Origin of the sequence: Sphaerisporangium krabiense (assembly GCF_014200435.1) — a bacterium.
Taxonomy (GTDB): Bacteria; Actinomycetota; Actinomycetes; order Streptosporangiales; family Streptosporangiaceae; genus Sphaerisporangium; species Sphaerisporangium krabiense.
The window spans coordinates 3637734-3658975 of record NZ_JACHBR010000001.1 but is presented as its reverse complement, the minus strand read 5'-3'; the positions used below and the strand labels follow the sequence as shown (position 1 = coordinate 3658975).

Sequence of the window (21242 nt, the reverse complement as noted above, 5' to 3'; positions counted from 1 at the left end):
ATTACCGTCAGGCAAGGGTCCGTGATTCGTAGGATCGCCCCTGGGTTCGTAGCATGGATCCATGGCACCAACCCCAGAAGTGGTGACGGCTGCGCTCGCGACGGTCAACGACCCGGAGATCCGCAGGCCGATCACCGACCTTGACATGGTCAAGAGCGTCGATATCTCACCGGACGGGGTGGTGCGGGTCGGCGTGTACCTGACCGTCGCCGGCTGCCCCATGCGTGACACGATCACCCGCGACGTCACCGCCGCGGTCGCCAAGCTCGACGGCGTCACCCGGGTCCAGGTGGACCTGGACGTCATGAGCACCGAGCAGCGCAAGAACCTGCAGACCAAGCTGCGCGGCGGCCGGGGCCCGGAGAAGGAGATCCCCTTCGCCAAGCCCGGCTCGCTGACCCGCGTGTTCGCGGTGGCCAGCGGCAAGGGCGGGGTCGGCAAGTCCTCGGTGACCGTCAACCTGGCGGCCGCCATGGCCTCCTCGGGGCTGAAGGTCGGCGTGGTGGACGCCGACATCTACGGGCACTCCGTGCCGCGCATGCTCGGCGTGAGCGACCGTCCCACCAAGGTCGAGGACATGATCATGCCGCCGGTGGCGCATGACATCAAGGTCATCTCGGTGGGCATGTTCAAGCCCGCCGACGCCGGCAACTCCCCCGTCGTCTGGCGCGGGCCGATGCTCGACCGCGCGCTGCACCAGTTCCTCGCCGACGTCTACTGGGGCGACCTGGACGTCCTGCTCATGGACCTCCCCCCGGGCACCGGCGACATCGCGATCTCGGTGGCCCAGCGCATGCCCGGCGCCGAGATCCTCGTCGTCACCACCCCGCAGCAGGCCGCCGCCGAGGTCGCCGAGCGCGCGGGGTCGATCGCCACCCAGACCCACCAGCAGGTCGCCGGCGTCATCGAGAACATGGCGTGGCTGCCGTGCCCGCACTGCGACGAGCGCATCGCGGTCTTCGGCGAGGGCGGCGGCCAGAGCGTCGCCGACGGGCTGACCCGCTCGCTCGGCGTCCGCGTGCCGCTGCTCGGCCAGGTGCCGATCGACCTGCGCCTGCGCGAGGGCGGCGACAACGGCAAGCCGCTGGTCCTGACCGACCCCGACTCCCCGGCCGCCACCGAGCTGCGGCGCATCGCCACGGGCCTCGGTAAGAAGTCGGCGAGCCTCAAGGGCCTCCAGCTCGGACTGTCCCCCGCGGGCCGCTGAGCGGCCCTCTCAGGCCCGGCCAGGCCCATCAGGGCGGCGCCGCGATCCGGACATACAGGAAGGGACCCGCCTTCGGGCGGGTCCCTTCCTCACGTCATGGGCCGCTCAGGTGGCCTCGGAGTCGTACGGCGGGATCTCGCCGTACGCCAGTTCGGCGACGGCCGTCGTCGCGAACGGCTCGGCGACCGACGACGCGCCGTCCGCGGCGGCCCCGGCCGGGCTCGCGGTGACGACGGTCGGGTTCACCGGGCGCTGCCACTCCTCCTCGAAGTCCGACAGCAGGTGCTTCCTGACGAAGTTCTTCGGGTGCAGGTCGGTCGGGTCGAAGTTCGCGAACTCCGGGCCGAGGTTGTCCTGCAGGTCGTTACGCGCGTTGTTCGCCATCTGGCGCACCTGGCGCAGCATGCGTCCCGCCTGCTGGGCCGCCTGTGGAAGCTTCTCGGGCCCGAAGACCAGCAGGGCGATCACGACGAGCGCCAAGATCTCAGGCCACCCGAGTCCGAACACTGTGATCTCCTAGGCTCTCCTACGCCGTGGCCGCCGCCGTCGGGATCGCCGCGGCGGCTTCTCCCCAGACTAACGGCACGGTCCGGTCACAGGCACCATACGAGGTGCCCATATCACGACGGCTGAGGGGTGGGGACCGCGACGGCGTCGACCGTTACGCGGGCCGTCATGTCCCGGCCGTCCCTGCGGAACTTGAGCGTCACCGTGTCGCCGGGCGCCTTGCTGCGGATGGTGACGATCAGCTCGGACTGGTCGCTCACCGGGTGGCCGTCGATCTCCATGATCACGTCGCCCGCCTTCAGGCCCGCCTTGTCCGCGGGGCCGCCCGGCACCACCGGATCCTGCCCCTGGAGCGGGGCGGGGGCGATGCGCACGCCGTCACCCTGGTAGTCCGGGTCGAGCTGGACGCCGATGCGGGACTTCTTGGCCGTGCCGGTGGTGATCAGCTCCTCGGCGACCCGGCGCACGTGGTTGATCGGGATGGAGAACCCGAGGCCGATGCTGCCGCTCTGCGACCCGAACGAGCTGTTGCCGAGCGTGGCGATCGCCGAGTTCACGCCGATCACCTCGCCCGCGCCGTTGACCAGCGGCCCGCCCGAGTTGCCGGGATTGATCGCCGCGTCGGTCTGGATGGCGTTGATGAACGACGACTCCGTGCCGCTCTCGCCGCCCGCGGTCACGGGACGGTTGAGCGAGCTGACGATGCCGGTGGTGACCGTGCCGGACAGGCCGAGCGGCGAGCCGATCGCGATGACCGGGTCGCCGACGACGACGCGGTCGGAGTTGCCGATCGCGATCTCGGGCGCGCCGAAGGTGTCGTCGGGCTTGACCACCGCGATGTCGGAGCTCGGGTCGCGGCCGACGATCCTGGCGCTGCTGCTCTTCCTGTCGTTGAACGTGATCTTGATGGTGCCGCTCATCGCCGCCGCCGCGGCCACCACGTGGTTGTTGGTGACGACGTAGCCGCCCTTGATCAGGAAGCCGGAGCCCGTGCCCGCCTCGCTGGAGCCGCGGACGTCCAGGGACACCACGCTCGGCAGCACCCGGGAGGCGACGCCCGCCACCGAGTCCGGGGCGCGGTTGACGATCGCGCCGGTCGGCGTGCCAAGCGTGTAGGACGGGTCGGAGCCGGAGCCGGATCCGCGGGTGAGCAGGTAGGTGCCGGCGCTGCCCGCGGTCGAGGCGACCAGGGCGATCACGACGGCCAGGGTGGCGAGCACGCCGGTCCTCGGCCCGCGCGGGCGGTCGGAGTCGGCGCGCGGCGCGCCGGGCGGGGGCGCCCAGCCCGGGCCCATGCCGAACGGGTTGCGCGGCGGAGGCGGGCCGTAGGGACCGCCAGGGCCGCCGGAACCACCGGGACCGCCGGGGTAGCCGCCGGGCGGGCCGGAGTACGGGCCCGAGGGCGACGGCGGGACCGGCCCCGACGGGTTGCCCCAGCCGGACGGGCTCTCCGCCGCCCACTCCTGCCGCCGCGCGGAGTCGTCCGCGGGCGACTCGGCCGCGAAGGGGACGAGCGTGTCGGCGAGCGGGTCGCGCGGCGCGTACGGTCCCGGCCCGTTCTGGGCGTCGGACGGGTGGTCGTCGGCCGGGCGGGCGAACGGGTTCGGCCCGGTGAAGGCGTCCGGCCCCGAGACCGGGCCGACCGACGGCCGGCCGGAGGCGGGCAGGAACTCCGGACGCACGCGCATGGGGCCCGTCTCGCCCTCCGGCGCGGACCCCTCGTCAGAGCGCTGGGATGAAGCGGGCACGTCCCCGGCATCGAAGGCACGTGTCTCGTCGGTCATCGAACGCTCACTCCCGGGCTGTCGACGTCGGCTACGCCAGATTGTCTCTCCGACCGCATACGACCGCCGTAAACGACGCCCGTCAAGGGTCAACCCGATGCTATGCCCGGCGGCGCCGTGGACGGCACGACGGCCGCCCGGCGCCGGCCGCCGACGTCAAGGCTGGCGTGAGGTGCCGTCGACACGCCCCGGCGCCAGGTACCCCGCGGGCGGGGTGCGGTGCTGGTTGGCGAACATCTCGACCGGCGGGGACGACGGCTGGCTCCCCGCGCCGCCGACCATGAACAGCGTGCCGAGCGCCACGGCCGCCGAGGCGAAGCCGACGGCGACGTACCCGGCCCTGCGCCCGCCGTGCGAGCGCCCGGGGCCCGAGAAGCCCGCGCGGCCCCGCGGCCTGTTGTCCGACGGCGAGGTCAGCGTGTAGGTGGTAGTGGGAAACGGGCGGACCCGCGGCGGGATCGGCCCGCCCGGCTCGGCCATGCGCAGCAGCGACATGGTGAGGTCCGCCGGGACGACGGGCGTGTCGAGCGACCGCAGGCGGCTCTTCAGCGCCCGGATCGAGTCGAGCTCGGCGCGGCAGTCCGCGCACAAGGTCAGGTGCGCCAGGGCCCGTTCGCGCTCGGCGTGGCCGAGTTCGCCGTCAACGAGCGCAGAGGCGCGCTCTCCGAGATGGCTCATGCTCCCTCCCTGGTAACGGTCGGGGGGAGTTCGTCACGGCGCGGCGCCCGGTGTTCGAGCGCCTCGCGCAACTGGCTGCGACCGCGGTGGATACGGCTGCGGACGGTGCCCAGCTTCACGCCGAGCGTCGCCGCGATCTCCTCGTAGGACAGGCCCTCGATGTCGCACAGCACGACGGCCGCGCGGAACTCCGGCTGGAGCGAGTCGAGCGCCGCCTGGATGTCGGGTTCGAGCTGGGCGTCGTCGAACACCTGGGCCGGGGACGGCTCGCGCCCCCGGAGGCGTTCCGCGGCGTCGTCGCCGAGCCCCTCGAACCTGATGCGCTGGCGGCGGCGCGCCATGTCGAGGAAGAGGTTGGTCGTGATGCGGTGCAGCCACCCCTCGAACGTGCCGGGGGTGTAACTGGACAGCGATCGGAACACCCGGACGAAGACCTCCTGCGTGAGGTCCTCGGCGTCGTGAACGTTGCCGGTCAGCCGGTAGGCCAGCCGATAAACGCGCGCGGAATGCGCGCGCACGACCTCCTCCCAGGTCGGAGGCGTCCACCCCTCCTCCGGCAACCGGGCGCCTCCCCCCGTCAACGCGTCGTCGGGAGTCTCAGCCTGGTGGTAGTCGTCCACCAGTACTCCTCTCTCCGGGACCACCGCTACAGCCATAGTGCCTGCTTTCGTCCCTTCATGCGCACCCACGGCCGAACGAAGCCGGACCGTGTCCATCGACGTGCCCCCTTGCGCATCGACCCGTCATGACCTTCATAACGTTCGTCAGCGTTCGCGAACTTCCCCGAACTCGCGATCACGCGCTCGAACAAAGGTCGTTCAAAGCGTGCAACGTACCCGTTGTGGCGTGAGTTCCCGTTCGGCCCCGACTCCCCTAGGCTGCGACCAATACGTGGACCAATACGTGGACCAATACGTGCGTCCGGCGAAAGCGGGGAGGGAGAGGCCGATGGCCCCGACGCCGACGAGTCCGGTGGAGGCCAGCCTGGCCTACGCGGAGGAGTTCCATCACGAAGACGAGGTGCTGCGGGGCGCCAGGCGCCGCGGGGCCGAGGTCGGGGCCACCCCGATCCTGCCCGGCGGCGGCGCGGCCCTGAGCTTCCTCGCCACGGCGATCAACGCCAGGTCCGTGGTCGAGGTCGGCACGGGCTGCGGCGTCTCCGGCCTGTGGCTGCTGCGCGGCATGCGCCCGGACGGCACGCTGACCAGCGTCGACGTCGAGCCCGAGCACCAGCGCCTCGCCCGCCAGTCGTTCGCCGAGGCCGGGTTCTCCGGCAGCAGGGTGCGCCTGATCGCCGGCCGGGCGCTGGACGTCCTGCCGCGCCTGGCCGACGGCGGGTACGACCTGGTCTTCTGTGACGCGGCCAAGCAGGAGTACGGCGACTACCTGGCCGAGGCCGTGCGGCTGCTGCGGGTGGGCGGCATCGTCGCCTTCGACAACGCGCTCTGGCACAACCGGGTCGCCGACCCCGCGCAGCGCGACCCGGACACCGTGGCGATCCGCGAACTGGGCAAGCTGGTCAAGGGCGACGAGCGGCTGCGCGCGCTCATGCTGCCCCTGGGGGACGGCCTGCTGGCCGCCGTCAAGACCGCCGCCTGACGGCGGGGCCGCCTATGAGGCCAGCCACTCCAGCAGGAGGCGCGTGCCGAAGCCCGTGGCCCCCTTGGTGAGGATGCCGTCGTCGGCCGTGCTGCGGGCCACCCCGGCGATGTCCAGGTGCGCCCAGCGGCGCCCGCCGGCGAACTCGCGCAGGAACAGCGCCGCCGTGATCGCGCCGCCGCCGTAGGTGTTCTCCGCGTCGATGTTGGACAGGTCGGCCACCATGGAGTCCAGGGCGGGCCGGTACTCCTCGATCAGGGGCATGCGCCACAGCGGGTCGCCCGCGGCGGCGCCGGCCTCGATCAGCTCCTTGGCGAGGTCGTCGCTCGGGGAGAAGACGGCACCGATGTCGCGGCCGAGCGCGATGCCGATGGCGCCCGTCAGCGTGGCGACGTCCACGATCGTGTCGGGGCGCAGGACCTCGTCGGCGTAGGCGAGGGCGTCGGCGAGCACCAGGCGGCCCTCGGCGTCGGTGTTGAGCACCTCGACCGTGCGGCCGCCGTAGTGGGTGATCACGTCGCCGGGGCGCTGCGCCGAGCCGGACGGCATGTTCTCGGCGGCGGCGACGAGCCCGGTGACCTTGCTCCGGACGCCGAGCTCGCGCAGCGCCCCGAGCACCGAGATCACGACCGCGCCGCCCGCCATGTCGGTCTTCATGAACTTCATGCCGTCGGTGGGCTTGAGGGACAGGCCGCCGCTGTCGAAGGTGATGCCCTTGCCGGCCAGCACGACGTGCGTGCCGTCATGCTCGGCGGGGTCGGGCTCGTAGGACAGGCTGATCAGGCGGGGAGTGCTCACCGAACCCTGGCCGACCGCCAGGATGCCCCCGAAGCCCTCCGCGGCGAGATCGTCCGGCTCCCACACGCGGACGCCCAGCCCGGAGCGCCCGGCGACCTCGGCGGCGCGCGCGGCCAGCCAGGCGGGGTTCTTCTCCGAGGACGGCGTGTTGGCGAGGTCGCGGGTGAGGGCGACGGCTCGCGCGACGACCTCGGCGCGCTCGACGGCGGGCCGGGCCTCCTCGGGCCCCGACAGGCGGATCTCCGCCACGGGCCTGCCGCGGCTCGCGCCCACGCGCAGGCCGTAGGTGGCGAGGAGCGCGCCCTCGGCGAGCGCGGCCCACGCGCGCGGGCCCGCCTCCGCGGGCAGCCGGACGTCCAGGGCGCGGCGGCCCCGGGCACGGCGCGCGAGGGAGGCCCCGGCCCTGCGCAGGGCCTGCGGGGTGGCGTCGCCGACGCCGTAGAGCAGCACCCGGCGGACGGTGTCTCCGTCGCCGACGGGGACCTCGACGATCTCGCCGGCCTCCCCCTTGGCCTCGTGATGGGCGAGCAGGGCGGGCGTGGGCAGGGGCAGGTCGACATCGGCGGTGAGATCGGCCGCGAAGGGCACGGCCAGCAGCTCCGCGTCGTGGGCGGGCGCGCCGGCGAATCTCAGCGAGGTCTCGATGGGCATGGTGATCCTTCCCCGGCCTGTGCGGTTGGTCGGCCGGTCGGATGTGCGACGGCCCCGGCGCGGGGCGCGCGGCCCGGCCGCCGGGGCCGTCGAATCGCCTGTGTCGGTGAGTTGTGTCAGGGGTATGTCAGCCGACGACGTTCTTCAGAGCGTCGCCAAGGGCTTTGGCCTCGTCCGGTGAGAGTTCGACGACAAGCCGGCCGCCACCCTCCAGAGGGACCCGCATGACAATGCCCCGCCCTTCCTTGGTGACCTCCAGCGGACCGTCGCCGGTCCGCGGCTTCATCGCCGCCATGCGTGTATCCCTTCCTGCCTCGGCCTCGGCGATGCCGGATCACGGAGCCCCGCGACCGGTCGCCCGCCGCTTTCACGTCTTCTGTGACGTCCCATTATCCCGCCTCGCGAGCGCACATGGGTAACGATCTCCTCCCAGAATGCGTTGTCCGGGAACCTCGCGGCGACCAAACTGGTCTGTGTGAACGCCCGTGCCGCGCTTTTCGATCTGTACGGAGATCATTTGCGCATTCGTGCCGGTCGCGCGTCCGTGGCGGCCTTGGTCCGCCTTCTGGCGCCCCTTGACATCGCCGCTCCGGCGGTGCGGACCGCGATCTCCCGCATGGTGCGGCAGGACTGGCTGAGACCCGTCCGCCTGCCCCAGGCTCCGGGGTACGCGCTGACGCCCAAGAGCGTCCTGCGCCTCGACGAAAGTGCCACCCGTATCTACCGCACGGGCACGAGCGCGTGGTCCGGCCGCTGGCACGTCGTGGTCTTCGCCCCGGTGCGCGACCGCGCCAGGCGCGAACGGCTGCGCGCCGATCTTTCGTTCCTCGGGTACGCCTGCCTGTCGGAGAGCACGTGGATCGGCCCGCGCGCCTCGCCGGAGCTGGCGCACCTGCTGGCGGAGCAGCAGGTGCGCGCCGACCGGTTCGACAGCACCCTCGACGGCGACCCGCACGAGCTCGTGGCCCGCGCCTGGGACCTCCCCGCGCTGGCGCGGGCCTATGAGGCGTGGATCGTGCAGGCCGTGGACCTGGTGGGGGCCCTGCCCGCGGACGCCCCGGACGATCGCGTCTTCGCGGCGCGTAGCAGACTTGTCCACGGGTGGCGCAACTTCCTGTTCCACGACCCGGGGCTCCCGGCCGAGCTGCTGCCGCCGGCGTGGCCCGGGGAGGAGGCCCGCGCCTTCTTCGAGCAGGAGGCCGCCCGGCTGCTGCCGGCCGCCGCGGCATTCGTTGACCGAAACCTGGACAAAGGAGCCCACTGATGGACCAGCCGGCCACCGCCTCCCCGACCGCCGACGAGCACGGCCACGATCACGTCCTGTACTCGGTGGAGGACTCCGTCGCCACGGTCACGCTCAACCGCCCCGAGGCCATGAACGCGCTGACCGTCCAGATGAAGGCGAGCCTGCTGGAGGCGCTGGAACGGGCGCGCGACGACGCCGGGGCGCGGGCCGTGCTGCTGACCGGCGCGGGCCGGGCCTTCTGCGCGGGACAGGACCTTCAGGAGCACGCGGCCAACCTGGAGGCGGGCGTCGGCCTCGACGGCACCGTGCGCGCGCACTACAACCCGATCGTGCTGACCGTGACCGGCATGGGCAAGCCGGTGGTCGCCGCCGTCAACGGCGTCGCGGCCGGCGCGGGGGCGTCGCTGGCCTTCGCCTGCGACTTCAGGGTCGCCGCGGAGAACGCGAAGTTCGCCATGGCCTTCGGCGCGATCGGCCTCGTCCCCGACTCCGGCGCCTCGTGGACGCTGCCGCGGCTGGTCGGCCCGGCCAAGGCGCGCGAGTTGCTGCTGCTCGGCGACACGGTCGGCGCCGAGGAGGCCCTGCGGCTCGGCCTCGCGACCGCCGTGGTGCCCGCGGCCGAGCTGGGCGCGCGGGCCCGCGAGCTGGCGGTCCGCCTGGCGCAGGGGCCGACGCTGGCGTACGGGGCGATCAAGCAGGCGCTGGACTACTCGGCGGCGCACACCCTGGAGGACTCACTGGAGGTCGAGGCCGACCTGCAGGACTTCTGCGCCAAGACCGAGGACCACGAGCGGGCCACCCGCGCGTTCCTGGCCAAGCAGAAGCCGGTGTTCCAGGGGCGTTAGCCCCGCCCGTCAGCCGGACGCGCGCACCCAGCAGTCGGCGAGGTGGTCGTTCACCAGGCCGATCGCCTGCATCAGCGCGTACGCCGTCGTGGGGCCGACGAAGCGGAAGCCGTGCCGCTTGAGCTCCTTGGCCAGCGCCGTGGAACCGGGCGTGGTGGCGGGCAGGTCGGCGTGGGTCTTCGGCACGGGGGCGCCGGGGTCGGCGTACCGCCAGACCAGTTCCGACACGCCGCCGGGGACCTCGGCGGCGACCCGGGCGTTGGCGATGGCCGCCTCGACCTTCATACGGTTGCGGACGATGCCCGGGTCGGCCAGCAGGCGGGCGACGTCGGCCTCGCCGAACGCCGCGACGGCGGGGATCGAGAACCCGGCGAAGGCCGCGCGGAAGTTCTCCCGCTTGCGCAGGATGGTGAGCCACGACAGGCCGGACTGGAACGCCTCCAGGGTGAGCCGCTCGAACACCAGGTCGTCGCCCCGGACGGGACGGCCCCACTCTTCGTCGTGGTAGCGGATGTAGTCGGGAGCGCTGGTCACCCAGCCGCAGCGGACAGGCTCAGGGGTCACGAACCCCGAGCGTACAAGCCCCGGCCGGATGGGCGGCACGGCCCCGTGGCCTCAGGGGGCGTCCTCGGGGTCGGGGCGCTCCCCGGCCGCGCGCCCTGCCCGCTTGGCCGCGCCGCGGCTCCCGGACCTGCCGCCCGCCGCCTCGAACGCGCCGCGGTCCTTGGGTGCCTCCTCGAACGCGCCGCGGTCCTCGGCCGGCGCCTCGGACGCGCCGGACACCCCCTCATCCTGGGACGGCGCTTCCAGGGCCCCGCGTTCCTTCGACGGTGTCTCGAAGGCTCCGCGGTCCTGGGTCACCGGTGTGGCGGGCTCGCGCTTGTCCGGCTCCTCGAAGGGGCCGCGCTCCTCGGTGGACGGGCCCGCGGGCTGCTCGGCGGGAGCCTCCGCGGGGGGCTCAGCGGACAGGGCGCGCGTGGACGTGTGCGGGCCGATGGCGCCGAACAGGGCCTCGGCGGTCTCGTGCGGGGCCACCGGCGGCTCGGGCTCCGGCGAGGCGATCGGCGCCCAGGAAGGCCGCACGTACGACTCCTGGCGGGCCTGGATGCGCCCGGCCAGCAGTTCCTCGACGCGCCGCTCCAGCACCGCGATGTGGGTGTCGCGCCGGCCGATCGCGGTCGCGGCCCGCTGCAGCGTCTCGTCGACGATCTGCGTGTGGTACCCGACCAGGCTCATCGGCAGGTGCAGGTCGGCGAAGTCGGCGGCCGTGAGCTGCCCGGGCTCGGGAAGCTCCACGGGCGGCACGTCGGGGGGGAACTCGACGAGCTCTCCGCCACGCCCCTGCGAGACCGTCACCACGAAGTAGAGGACAGCGATCGCGGCGATGGCGAGAAGGACCAGCACATACGAATCGTGCCACATGGGTGCCTTTGAGCGCGCCTCGTTCCGGGGGACGTCACCCATCAAGACCACCCGCCGTGTGACAATCGGCGCATGACGGCAGCGTTGGTGCTCGGCCCCGGGGAACCGCTCGACCCGGCCTGGGCCGAGGCGGCCTCCACGGCGGAGGCCGGGCGTCTGGTCGCCGAGGGCCGCACGGTCGCGGTGACGTTGTCGGGCGACGAGACCACGCAGATCGCCGCGGCGGCGGTCTACGCCTGGCTCGGCGCCCGGATCTTCCGCACCTCCTGCCCGGACGGCGTGCGCCAGGCGATCGACATGACCGACTCCCTGGCCGGCCGGCGTCCCCCCGCGCTGACCCGCCGCGGCCTGGCCTAGCCGCCCCCGGCCACGAGGGCGATCAGCCGGTGGCCGACTCGCCGACCTCCTCCGGGGTCGGGGTCAGCGGGCGGGCGGGGCGTTCGAGGTGGCGGAGCGCCTCTTCGACCGTGGTGGTCCAGGAGATGGCGTCGTAGACGTTCGGGCGCGTGAAGCCGCCCTCGTACATGTCGTCGACCAGGCCGCGCAGGGAGTCGTACAGGCCCCACGGGTCGAGGATGACGAGGGGTTTGTCGTGCAGGCCGAGCACGCGGGCCGTCCAGATCTCGAACAGCTCCTCCAGCGTGCCGATCCCCCCGGGCAGGACGAGGAAGGCGTCGGAGCGGGCGTCCATGAGGCCCTTGCGCTCCCGCATGTCCGCCGTGATGATCAGCTCGTCGGAGTCGGTGTCGGCGATCTCCAGGTCCACCAGCGCCTGGGGCATCACGCCGACCGTACGCCCCCCGGCCTCGCGCGCGGCCCGGGTGACCGCGCCCATGCACGAGACCGTCGCGCCGCCGCTGACGAGCGTGTGCCCGCGCCGGGCCAGCTCGGCGCCGACCTCGGCGGCGAGGTCCAGGTACTTCCGGTCGATCTTCTGACTGGACGCGCAGAACACGCATATCGCCATCGCCACGGCGGAAACCTTACCTCCAAGGCCCGGAACGGCCCTGGCCGCCGGCCGCCCGCCTCGCGATGAGCCGCTCGGCTCCGGCCAGTATCGTCCGCGCGCCGAAGAGGACGGCGATCGCCTGCGGGGACGGCGCGGCCGGACCGAGCGCGGCGACGCCGAGGGCCGCGATCACCACCCCGGTGAGCCGCCGCCGTGCGCGATCGGCGGGCGCGCCGTGCCGGCCGGGAATCCTCAGCACTCCGTCGATGACCATGACCAGGCCGAGGACGGTGGCCGCCACGCGCGCCGTGATGCCCGGCCAGGCCACGACGAGGACCGCCGCGGCGACCCAGCCGCACCCCAGCACGGCGTGCGGCAGTGGCCGCGCGGCGGTGAAGATGGCCGTGTACCAGGCGCCGAAGCCGGAGACCAGCAGGGCGACGGCGCCGATCATGACGATGGTGGGCATCGGGTGGGCCGACATCGCCACCAGCACGACCCCGGTCAGCACGTCCACCACTCCGAGCCGGAGGCTCAGCCAGGGCGGAAGAGAAGGCGGGTTCCCCTGCACGGCGCTCACCCTACGTGGCCGCCGGTCGGCGGGCCGGGCGGGCGCCCGGCCCGCCCGGGATCATCGGCATGTCACCCGATCGCCGCGGTGAGGTCGGGGACGAAGTCGCCCACCGGACGCTCCGGGGCGTCCGCGATGGCCGTCAGCATCCCTTCGAGCCTCCGGCACCAGCCGGCGACCGCCCCGTCGGGGAAGAAGCCGGACCGGTGGTTGATCGAGACGAACAGGGTGTCGTACGCCACGGCCGCCTCCACGCGCAGCGGATGCTCGGTCTGTGCCAGGATCTGCACCGGCACCGCGTTCAGCGTGGACAGGAAGTTGCTGAGGTTCGTACCGAATCCCGGCAGCGTCTCACTGACGAAGTAGCTCTCGAACAGCGGGTCGCCGGTGGGCGCGCCCGTCATGGCGTGCAGGGCCGCCGGAGTGATGTACTCGTGGTCGTTGATCGCGGAGATCTTGTCGTGCAGCCCGCGCAACCACGACGGCAGCGGCTCGGCACGGTTCACCCGCGCCACCACCGGCAGGATGTTGAACAGCAGGCCCACCGCCTGGTCGACGTCGACCGACGTGGTGCTGCGTCCCGAGTAGACCGCGCCGCAGACGACGTCCGGCCTGTCCGTGATGGCGCTGAGCATGATCGTCCACGCCCCGTGCAGGATGGTGTTGATGCTGAGGCCGAGCCCCTTGGCCACGGCGGAGAGCTTGACCGCGATCTCCGGGCCGATCGTGAAGCTCTGCTGCAGGAGCGTCGGCGCCAGGTCGGTACGCCGTTCCCGCGACGGGAGCGTGATCGCGGGCAGGGGGAACCTCACCCCGGCCAGTTCCCGTCGCCAGAAGTCTTCGGCCGCGGTGGTGTCCCGTCCCGCCTGCTCGGTGCAGAAATCGCCGTAGGCCTTCGACACCGGGAGCGCGGCGGGCTCGCGGCCCGAGACGATGGCGCCGTAGACCTCCAGCAGGTTGACGACGATCGTCTGGTAGCTCCAGCCGTCCTGCGCCGTCAGCCGGAACATGTGGACGTGCTCGTAGGTGTCGTCCGCCAGCCGGAACAACGCCAGCCGCATCTGGGGCGGCGGGCCGAAGGCGCGCCGCCGCTCCGCCTCGACGTACACCTCGACCCGGCGGCTCTGCTCGGCCGGGGTCAGTCCGCGCAGGTCGTGGGTGTCCATGGTCAGGCGCACGTCCGGGTGGATCACCTGGATCCAGCGCCCGGTGTCGTCCTGCACGTACTCGGCGCGGAAGGAGTCGTACCGGTCGATGGTGTGCTGCCAGGCCCGTTCCAGCGCGACAGGGTCGAAGCCGGGGCCGTCGAAGCGGAAGCGCTGGTGCGTGATGTTCAGCCCGAGGCCGGGGGACCGGAGGCTGGTCTCGATCATGCGGGACTGCAGGCCCGTCGCCGGGTAGGCGTCCTCGGCGCCGGGACGAAGCGACCTCGCCCACTCCAGCAGCCGCGGATCCCGCGCCACGACCGTGGCGGCGGGCCGTACCATGCCGCGTTCCTCCACCAGCGCGGCCAGTTCCGAGATGGTCGGGCTGCGGAAGACGTCCTGCGGGCTGAGGGGCATGCCGAGCGCGGTGGCCCGGCTGACCATCTGGATGCCGAGCAGGGAGTCGCCGCCGAGCGCGAAGAAGCCGCTGTCGACGCTCACCTCCTCCAGGCCGAGCACGTCCCGCCAGATCGCCCAGAGCCGCTCCTCGACCTCGGTGCGCGGCCTGACGACCTCCGCGGCCGTCTGGACGGCGCGCACCGGCACCGGCAGCGCCCGGCGGTCGAGCTTTCCGTTGGCGTCGGTCGGGAACTCCGGCACCGCGATGACGGCCGAGGGCACCATGAAGTCGGGGAGCTCGTCGCGCAGGAAGCGCGGGATGTCAGTGCTCAGCCGGCGGCTCAGCTCCGGTAGCAGCGGATCGTTGACGTAGTGCCGCGGCGCGCGGCCCGGTTCCGCGGGGTCCGTCCAGTCCGGGAGATACCGCACGTCCGAGCGGCGGAACGTCACCTGGTACCTGCCGTCGGAGCTTCCCCCGGTCCAGGCGATCTGGGCCTGGTACCCGAGTTCCTCGGCCAGTGCCCACCACAGCTCGGGTTCGACGCCGTCCCCTGTGCCGCGCAGGTCGTCGACGAGCGCCTCGTCGGGCGCCTCCCGCATCGCGGACACGAAGGCGTTGATCTCGGCGACCCGGGCGTTCGGGACGTCGCCGACCCGCAGCACCTCGGGCCGGTCGCTGGTGAGGATCCGGCGGACCTCCTGCTCCGACTCGAACGCCGCCGACACGACCGGCACCGCCGGCGCGCCGCCGGCGGGCTCTCCGGTGTGCAGGACCACGTCGTAGCGGTAGCGGGTCAGCTCGTTGTGATGGTCTCCGCGCTTGAGCATCACCTCGACCCGGGAGATCCCCGGGGTCTCCGCGCGCAGGGCGGTGAAGAACTCGGGCGCGATCACGAGCTCCCGCTCGTGCCAGGCGCGCTGCTGGACCCGGCCGCGGAGGCGGCCGAGCGTGAGACCGGGTTCCGCCCTGGCCAGCTCGACCTCCAGGTGGAACGCGTCGAGCATCGAGAGATTGCGCAGGTCGCCGAGGAACACCGCGCCGCCGGGCCGCAGACGGGCCAGCGCCTCGCCGATCACCTCACGCAGGTAGCCGGCGTGGGGAAAGTACTGCGCGACCGAGTTGACGATCACGACGTCGAACGGCTCGGCGTCCAGGCCGGCGAAGTCGCCGGCCTCGCGCTGGAACAGCCGCGCGTCCACGCCGCCGGGCAGGGCGGGCAGGATGCCGGCACGGGTGTAGTCGAGGACGGCCTCGGAGATGTCGGTCCCCCAGTACCGCTCGGTGTGCGGGGCGATCCGCGCGAGCAGCATGCCGGTGCCGCAGCCGATCTCCAGCACGCGGCGGGGCCGCAGCGCCAGGACGCGGTCCACCGTGGAGTCCAGCCAGGTGCGCATCTCGCCGGCCGGTATCGGCGCGTCGGTGTAGCTGGAGTTCCAGCCGATGGTGTTGAAGTCGGCCTCGCCGGTGGCGGCGTCCCGCCGGTAGCTCTGGTCGAACAACCCTTGCCAGTCGGACACGCGGCCGCCGTCGGACGCCTCGGGAAGCGACGCGCCCTCCTCCGGGATCACGTACGCGACGAGCTGCTTGTCTTCGGGGTCGTGCGGCAGTTCGCGGGCCAGGACCACGACCTCGCCGACCATCGGGTGCTCGGCCAGGGCCGCCTCGATCTCTCCCAGTTCGATGCGCATGCCCCGGACCTTGACCTGGAAGTCCGTCCGTCCGAGGAACACCATCGTGCGGTCGGGCAGGAAGCGCGCGAGGTCGCCGGTCCTGTACAGGGTGGCGCCGGGTTCCCGGCGGAAAGGGTCCGGGAGGAAACGCTGCTCGGTGAGCTCGGGCCGGCGATAGTAGCCGCGCGCCACGCCGACGCCGCCGATGTAGGCCTCGCCGGGGGTGCCGATCGGCACCGGGTTGAGGTGCCGGTCCAGGATGTAGATCTGGGTGTTGGCGATCGGCGTGCCCAGCGACACGACGTCAGGGTCGCGGGGACACTCCCAGCACGTGCTGTCGACCGAGCACTCGGTCGCGCCCCACAGGTTGTGGATCGTGGCCCAGGGCCAGCGGTCGTAGAGCGAGCGGATCGACGCCTGGGGCAGCGCCTCGCCGCTGGCCATCACGCGGACGACCGAGCGGCAGCGTTCGATGCCGGGGTGCTGGAGGAACACCCGCAGCATCGAGGGGACGAAGTGCAGCGTCGTGACACCGTGCTCGTGGATCAGCGTCGTCAGGTATTCGGGGTCCTTGTGCCCCTCCGGGCGGGCGACCACCATGCGGGCGCCGGTCAGCAGCGGCCAGAAGAACTCCCACACCGAGACGTCGAAGCTGAAGGGGGTCTTCTGCAGCACCCGGTCGTCCGGGGTGAGGCCGAACGCGTCCTGCATCCACAGGAGGCGGTTGACGACGCCACGGTGTGTGATCATCGCCGCCTTGGGCCGGCCCGTCGAGCCGGACGTGTAGATCATGTACGCCAGGTCGTCCAGCCCGGCGAGGTTCTCGGGGCGGGTGACGGGCTCGCCGTCGAACTCCCCCGGCCGGTCCAGCGGCACCGTCCGCGCCCCGTGCGCGGGAAGCCGCTCCGCCAGCCGCTCCTGCACCAGCAGCAGCCCCGGTTCGGCGTCGGCGAGCATGAACGCCACGCGCTGCGGCGGATAGGTGGGGTCGATGGGCAGATAGGCGCCGCCGGCCTTGAGAACGGCGAGCAGGCCGACCACCATCTCCACCGACCGTTCGAGGCAGATCCCCACGGGGCTGCCCGGCCCCACGCCCATCCGGCGCAGCCGGTGCGCCACCTGGTTGGCCCGGCGGTCGAGCTCGGCGAAGGTCACCTCCTCGCCCTCGAACACCACCGCGACGGCGTCCGGCCACCGGTCGGCCCCGTCCTCGATCAAGGTGTGCAGGCAGCGCGTCCGCTCGGGCGGGTACGCCACCGCGGTGTCGTTCCACTCGGTGAGAAGCCGCTTCTCGACCTCGGGCGGCAGGACGGGCAGCTCGGACACCCTCCGCTCCGGCGCGCGGGCGAACGCCTCGACCAGCACCCGATACCCCGCCAGGAACCGTTCGACGGTGTCGTGGTCGAAGATCTCGCTGTTGTATTCCACGTCCACGAGCAGCGAGTCGGCCCGTTCCGTCACCGAGATCTCGATGTCGAACTTGCTGGTGTCGGTGTGGACCTCGACCAGGTCCCGCAGCGAGCCCTCCGCCGCCGCGTCGGCGCCGTAGCGCTTCATGTCGAAGACGACCTGGATCAGCGGCTTGCCCGCCGGTCCGCGGTCGGCGCCCAGCTCCGCGGTGAGCGCCTCGAACGGCAGATCCTGCTCGTCGTAGGCGCGCTTGACCGCGAGGCTCACGCGATCCAGCAGCTCGGCCACGGTGGGGTCGTCGCCCAGGCCGGTCTTGAGCACCACGGTGTTGACGAAGAAGCCGATGAGGTTCCGCACGTCCTCGTGCTGCCGGTTGGCCATGGCCGTGCCGATCGCCACGGCGCCCGACCCCTCGGTGTCTCCGGCGTAGCGGTACAGCACCACCTTGAGCGCCGCCAGCAGGGTGGTGAACAGCGTGACGCCGTGCCCGGCGCTGAACGAGCGCAGCCGGGCGGTGGTGTCCGCGCCGATGTCGAAGTTGAGGGCGCCGCCGTGGAAGCGCTGCAGGGCCGGCCGGGGCCGGTCCGTCAGCAGCTCCACCCCCGCGGGGCCGGTTCCGAGGAGTTTCCGCCAGTCGTCCAGCCTCGCGGCCAGTCTCTCGCCGCCGAGCCGCCGCCGCTCCCAGATCGCGTAGTCGGCGTACTGCACCGGCAGGTCGGGCAGAGCGGGGCGGCGGCCGCCGGCGTAGGCGTCGTAGGCGATCGCCACCTCCTTGGCGAAGATCCCGCCCGACATGACGTCCACGACGATGTGGTGCATGACGAAAAGAATCTTGTGGGTGGCCGGGCCGAGACGGTAGAGGACCGCCCGCACGAGCGGGCCCGTCGCGAGGTCGAAGCCGCGCCTGGCCTCCTCGGCGACGAGCCGCTCGCAGGCGGCCTCCCGGTCCGCCTCCGCGTGCCTCTCCAGGTCGACGACCGGGACCGGGACGTGGAGGTCGGGCGCGATCTCCTGCCACGCCGTGCCGTCCGCGCTGGGGAAGGTGGTGCGCAGGCTCTCGTGCCGCCGGACGACCTCGTTGACCGCCTTCTCCAGCGCCTCCGGCTCGACCGGCCCGTCCAGCACGAGCGAGAAGGCCGCGTTGTAGGCGGGGCTGTGCGGGACCAGCCGGTCCAGGGCCCACAGCCGCTGCTGGGCGAAGGACAGCGGGATCCGGCCGTCGTAGGCCCCCTGCCGGCGCCGCTCGGCGATCCGCGGCAGGTCCAGGCCGTCGTCGGTCTCGCCTCCCTCGTCCGCCGCGGAGTCCAGCCGGGACAGGACGAACTCCGCCAGCGCGGCCGGTGTGGCGTGGTCGAAGACCATGCTCACCGGCAGGGTGAGCCCGGTCGCCCGGTTCAGGCGGTTGCGCACCTCCAGCGCGGTGAGGGAGTCGAAGCCCAGATCGAGGAAGGGCGCCTCCAGGGCGATCTCGCCGGACGAGGCGTGCCCGAGAACACCGGCGACCGCCCGCAGGACGAGGTCGAGCACCATCGGACGCCGTTCCTCTGCCGGGGTGGCGGCCAGCCGCCCGCGCAGGTCCTCGCGGTCGTCGTCCTCCGGGAGCGCCGCCGCCGGGGGAACGTCGCCGGCGGCCACGCCGGGGGACGGCGTGTCGAGCCAGAACCGGCGGCGCTGGAACGCGTACGTCGGCACGTCGACGCCGGGCGGCGCGCCGCCCGGCAGCACGGCCCGCCAGTCCACCCCCACGCCCCCGGTGAACGCCTCGGCCAAGGCGCGCAGCAGCCGGTCCCGCCCGCCCTTGCCACGCCGCAGCGTCCCGCTCGCCGAGAACGGCAGGCCCACGGTCTCCAGCGTCTCCTGCAGGTCGGCGACGAGCACGGGATGCGGGCTGACCTCGATGAAGGAGTCGAAGCCCAGGCGGTGGAGCGAGGTGACCGCCTGCGCGAACCGCACCGGGCCGCGCAACACCCGGAACCAGTGGTCGGCGTCCATCCCGGTCGTGTCGAGCCAGTCACCGGTCACCGACGAGAACATGGGCACGGAGGAGCGCTCCGGCCGGATGGGAGCCAGGTCCGCGAGCAGCCGGTCCCTGATGCCGTCCACGTGGTGGGAGTGCGGGGCGAAATCCGCGGCCACCCGGCGGGCGCGCAGGCCGTCGGCCTCACAGCGGACGAGCAGCTCGTCGATCGCGGCGGCGTCTCCGGACACCAGGATGGAGGCGGGGCCGTTGACCGAGGCCACCGTCAGCCTCCCGTTCCAGGCTCCGAGGTACTCGGCCACCGTCCGCTCGGGGGCCGAGACGACGGCCATCCCGCCGCCGCCCGCCATGACCCTGGCCATCTCGCGGCTGCGCAGCGCGGCGACCCGGGCCGCGTCGGGCAGGGTGAGGGCGCCGGCGACGTAGGCGGCGGCGATCTCCCCCTGGCTGTGCCCGAGGACGACGTCGGGTTCGACGCCGTACGACCGCCAGACGGCGGCGAGCCCAGCCATGACGGCGAAGAGCGCGGGCTGAACGACGTCGACGGACTCCAGCAGCGGCGCGCCCTCGGTCTCGCGCAGCACGTCCAGCACCGACCAGTCCAGGTGCTCGCGCAGGGCCCGGTCGCAGGCCGAAAGCTCCCGGGCGAAGGCCGGCTCGGTGTCCAGCAGGCCGGCGCCCATGCGGGCCCACTGCGAGCCGTGCCCCGGGAACACGAACACCGTCCTGCCGGTCGCGCGCCCGAAGCCGCGCACCACGGCGGCGGCGTCCGCGTCCTCGGCGACGGCGCGCAACCCGGCCGAGAGCTCCTCGTCGTCCCGCCCCAGGACGACGGCGCGGTGCTCGAAGGCCGGCCGCGCGATCAGGGCACGGCCGACGTCCGCGGGTCGCGGCCGCGGATCCGACGCCACGAACGACAGCAGCCGCGCGGCCTGTGCGCGCAGGGCGGGGGCGGACCGCCCGGACACCACCCACGGCACCGGCCCGCCGGCGGGCCCGGCGTCCTGCACCTCCGCCGCCGGCGTCTCGGGCGCCTGCTCCAGGATGACGTGGGCGTTGGTGCCGCTGAGGCCGAAGGAGGAGACCGCGGCCCTGCGCGGGTGACCGGTCTCCGGCCACGGCCTCGTCTCCGCCACGGGTTCCGCGGCCCCGGCGGACCAGTCGACGTAGGGGGTCGGGGCGTCCAGGTGCAGGGTGCCGGGCACGACGCCGTGCCGCAGGGCCAGCACCATCTTGATGACGCCGGCGACACCGGCCGCCGCCTGGGTGTGGCCGAAATTGGACTTCAGCGATCCGAGCAGCACGGGACGGTCGGCGGCGCGGTCCTGCCCGTAGGTGGCCAGAATCGCCTGTCCCTCGATGGGGTCGCCGAGCCTGGTCCCGGTGCCGTGCGCCTCGACCACGTCCACGTCCGCGGCGGACAGCCGGGCGTTGGCCAGCGCCTGCCGGATCACCCGTTGCTGCGCGGGGCCGTTGGGCGCGGTGAGGCCGCTGCTCGCGCCGTCCTGGTTCACCGCGGAGCCGCGGACGACGGCGAGCACGCGGTGCCCGAGCCGCCGGGCGTCGGAGAGGCGCTCCAGGACGATGACGCCCGCGCCCTCGGCCCAGCCGACGCCGTCCGCGGCCGCCGCGAACGGCTTGCACCGGCCGTCAGGGGCGAGCATCCGCTGCCGGGACAACTCGACGAAGACCTGCGGGGTCGCCAGCACGGTCGCGCCGCCGGCCAGCGCCAGCGCGCATTCGCCCTGCCTCAGCGCCGCCACGGCCGTGTGCAGGGCCACCAGCGAGGACGAACAGGCGGTGTCCACCGTCATCGCCGGGCCTTCGAGGCCCAGGGTGTAGGAGACGCGGCCGGAGGCCACGCTGCCGGCGCTGGTGTTGCCCAGGTACTCGTGGTACATCAGCCCCATGAAGACGCCGGCCCGGCTGCCGGCGAGCGATCTCGGGTCCAGCCCGGCGTGTTCGAGCGCCTCCCAGGAACACTCCAGCAGCAGGCGCTGCTGCGGGTCCATGGTCGTCGCCTCGCGGGGCGAGATGCCGAAGAAGGCGGCGTCGAAGTCGGCGGCGTCGCGCAGGAACCCGCCGTCGCGGACGTAGGAGGTGCGCGGGTGGCCGGGGTCCGGATGGTAGAGCGCCTCCATGTCCCAGCCACGGTCGGAGGGGAAGGGCCCGACGGCGTCCACGCCATCGGCCACGCGCCGCCACAGCTCCTCCGGCGTGGCCACGCCACCCGGCATCCGGCAGGCCATGCCCACGATGGCGATGGGCTCGTGGGCCGCGGCCTTTAGGGCCTCGTTGCGCTGACGGAGGCGTTCGTTCTCGATCAGCGACGCGCGCAGGGCCTCCACCACGGAGTCTGCAGAGGGGTCCACAGCTAGCACC

16 protein-coding genes are annotated in these 21242 nt (G+C 73.1%); 5 read left to right on the top strand and 11 right to left on the bottom strand.

All coding sequences use genetic code 11. The annotated features are described in order from the left end of the window. The first annotated feature begins 61 nt into the window (after positions 1 to 61). Positions 62 to 1207 carry an Mrp/NBP35 family ATP-binding protein gene (locus tag BJ981_RS16235; protein ID WP_184612180.1) on the top strand — a complete coding sequence of 382 codons (1146 nt, stop codon included), beginning with the start codon at positions 62 to 64 and terminating at the stop codon, positions 1205 to 1207. Between the two features lie 105 nt (positions 1208 to 1312). On the opposite strand, the gene BJ981_RS16230 is transcribed toward BJ981_RS16235, so the two are convergent. The 4 genes from BJ981_RS16230 to sigE all read right to left on the bottom strand — a co-directional run bounded on the left by BJ981_RS16230 (position 1313) and on the right by sigE (position 4832). Further along, on the bottom strand, positions 1313 to 1714 hold the full coding sequence (locus BJ981_RS16230; RefSeq protein ID WP_184612179.1) for a sec-independent translocase: 402 nt from the start codon (positions 1712 to 1714) through the stop codon (positions 1313 to 1315). Positions 1715 to 1827: 113 nt separating this feature from the next. Then, positions 1828 to 3498: a trypsin-like peptidase domain-containing protein gene (locus BJ981_RS16225; RefSeq protein WP_204070688.1), complete on the bottom strand. Its 1671-nt coding sequence runs from the start codon at positions 3496 to 3498 to the stop codon at positions 1828 to 1830. 156 nt (positions 3499 to 3654) lie between these two features. Continuing rightward, positions 3655 to 4176: a zf-HC2 domain-containing protein gene (locus BJ981_RS16220; protein WP_184612178.1), complete on the bottom strand. Its 522-nt coding sequence runs from the start codon at positions 4174 to 4176 to the stop codon at positions 3655 to 3657. Then, positions 4173 to 4832, bottom strand: a complete 660-nt coding sequence (sigE, locus tag BJ981_RS16215) for an RNA polymerase sigma factor SigE (RefSeq protein WP_184612177.1) — start codon at positions 4830 to 4832, stop codon at positions 4173 to 4175. The genes BJ981_RS16220 and sigE overlap by 4 nt, the downstream gene beginning before the upstream one ends. Positions 4833 to 5124: 292 nt before the next feature. Between sigE and BJ981_RS16210 the strand changes: the two genes are divergently transcribed. Continuing rightward, positions 5125 to 5775, top strand: a complete 651-nt coding sequence (locus tag BJ981_RS16210; protein WP_184612176.1) for an O-methyltransferase — start codon at positions 5125 to 5127, stop codon at positions 5773 to 5775. A gap of 12 nt (positions 5776 to 5787) precedes the next feature. Here BJ981_RS16210 and BJ981_RS16205 read toward each other — a convergent pair whose 3' ends face one another. Together BJ981_RS16205 and BJ981_RS16200 are read right to left on the bottom strand one after the other, a co-directional pair. After that, positions 5788 to 7224: a leucyl aminopeptidase gene (locus tag BJ981_RS16205; RefSeq protein WP_184612175.1), complete on the bottom strand. Its 1437-nt coding sequence runs from the start codon at positions 7222 to 7224 to the stop codon at positions 5788 to 5790. Positions 7225 to 7351: 127 nt separating this feature from the next. Then, the gene (locus BJ981_RS16200) at positions 7352 to 7519 is read right to left on the bottom strand and encodes a DUF3117 domain-containing protein (protein WP_184612174.1); all 168 of its coding nucleotides are present in this window, start codon (positions 7517 to 7519) and stop codon (positions 7352 to 7354) included. A 180-nt stretch (positions 7520 to 7699) separates the two neighbouring features. Here BJ981_RS16200 and BJ981_RS16195 point away from each other — a divergent pair, with 180 nt between their 5' ends. Together BJ981_RS16195 and BJ981_RS16190 are read left to right on the top strand one after the other, a co-directional pair. Further along, entirely contained in the window at positions 7700 to 8488 is a 789-nt protein-coding gene (locus BJ981_RS16195) for a PaaX family transcriptional regulator (protein WP_184612173.1), read from the top strand. Continuing rightward, a complete protein-coding gene (locus tag BJ981_RS16190; protein ID WP_184612172.1) occupies positions 8488 to 9315 on the top strand; it encodes an enoyl-CoA hydratase-related protein in 828 nt (275 codons plus the stop codon). The genes BJ981_RS16195 and BJ981_RS16190 overlap by 1 nt, the downstream gene beginning before the upstream one ends. A 9-nt stretch (positions 9316 to 9324) precedes the next feature. Here the strand turns inward: BJ981_RS16190 and BJ981_RS16185 are convergent, their stop codons facing one another. Further along, positions 9325 to 9879, bottom strand: a complete 555-nt coding sequence (locus BJ981_RS16185) for a DNA-3-methyladenine glycosylase I (protein WP_184612171.1) — start codon at positions 9877 to 9879, stop codon at positions 9325 to 9327. Between the two features lie 51 nt (positions 9880 to 9930). Further along, a complete protein-coding gene (locus BJ981_RS16180; RefSeq protein WP_184612170.1) occupies positions 9931 to 10719 on the bottom strand; it encodes a hypothetical protein in 789 nt (262 codons plus the stop codon). 90 nt (positions 10720 to 10809) lie between these two features. Between BJ981_RS16180 and BJ981_RS16175 the strand changes: the two genes are divergently transcribed. Next, the gene (locus BJ981_RS16175) at positions 10810 to 11094 is read left to right on the top strand and encodes a hypothetical protein (protein ID WP_184612169.1); all 285 of its coding nucleotides are present in this window, start codon (positions 10810 to 10812) and stop codon (positions 11092 to 11094) included. 22 nt (positions 11095 to 11116) lie between these two features. Here the strand turns inward: BJ981_RS16175 and BJ981_RS16170 are convergent, their stop codons facing one another. The 3 genes from BJ981_RS16170 to BJ981_RS16160 form a co-directional block, all read right to left on the bottom strand. Further along, entirely contained in the window at positions 11117 to 11704 is a 588-nt protein-coding gene (locus BJ981_RS16170) for an LOG family protein (protein ID WP_184616157.1), read from the bottom strand. A 16-nt stretch (positions 11705 to 11720) separates the two neighbouring features. After that, on the bottom strand, positions 11721 to 12257 hold the full coding sequence (locus BJ981_RS16165) for a DUF308 domain-containing protein (RefSeq protein WP_184612168.1): 537 nt from the start codon (positions 12255 to 12257) through the stop codon (positions 11721 to 11723). A gap of 71 nt (positions 12258 to 12328) precedes the next feature. Continuing rightward, positions 12329 to 21232: a non-ribosomal peptide synthetase/type I polyketide synthase gene (locus BJ981_RS16160; protein ID WP_184612167.1), complete on the bottom strand. Its 8904-nt coding sequence runs from the start codon at positions 21230 to 21232 to the stop codon at positions 12329 to 12331. Positions 21233 to 21242 lie beyond the last annotated feature (10 nt).

Coding starts and splice junctions, on each gene's coding strand:
- BJ981_RS16235 (WP_184612180.1), top strand. CDS start 62: ATGGCACCAACCCCAGAAGTGGTGACGGCTGCGCTCGCGACGGTCAAC.
- BJ981_RS16225 (WP_204070688.1), bottom strand. CDS start 3,498: ATGACCGACGAGACACGTGCCTTCGATGCCGGGGACGTGCCCGCTTCA.
- BJ981_RS16220 (WP_184612178.1), bottom strand. CDS start 4,176: ATGAGCCATCTCGGAGAGCGCGCCTCTGCGCTCGTTGACGGCGAACTC.
- sigE (WP_184612177.1), bottom strand. CDS start 4,832: ATGGCTGTAGCGGTGGTCCCGGAGAGAGGAGTACTGGTGGACGACTAC.
- BJ981_RS16210 (WP_184612176.1), top strand. CDS start 5,125: ATGGCCCCGACGCCGACGAGTCCGGTGGAGGCCAGCCTGGCCTACGCG.
- BJ981_RS16205 (WP_184612175.1), bottom strand. CDS start 7,224: ATGCCCATCGAGACCTCGCTGAGATTCGCCGGCGCGCCCGCCCACGAC.
- BJ981_RS16200 (WP_184612174.1), bottom strand. CDS start 7,519: ATGGCGGCGATGAAGCCGCGGACCGGCGACGGTCCGCTGGAGGTCACC.
- BJ981_RS16190 (WP_184612172.1), top strand. CDS start 8,488: ATGGACCAGCCGGCCACCGCCTCCCCGACCGCCGACGAGCACGGCCAC.
- BJ981_RS16175 (WP_184612169.1), top strand. CDS start 10,810: ATGACGGCAGCGTTGGTGCTCGGCCCCGGGGAACCGCTCGACCCGGCC.
- BJ981_RS16170 (WP_184616157.1), bottom strand. CDS start 11,704: ATGGCGATATGCGTGTTCTGCGCGTCCAGTCAGAAGATCGACCGGAAG.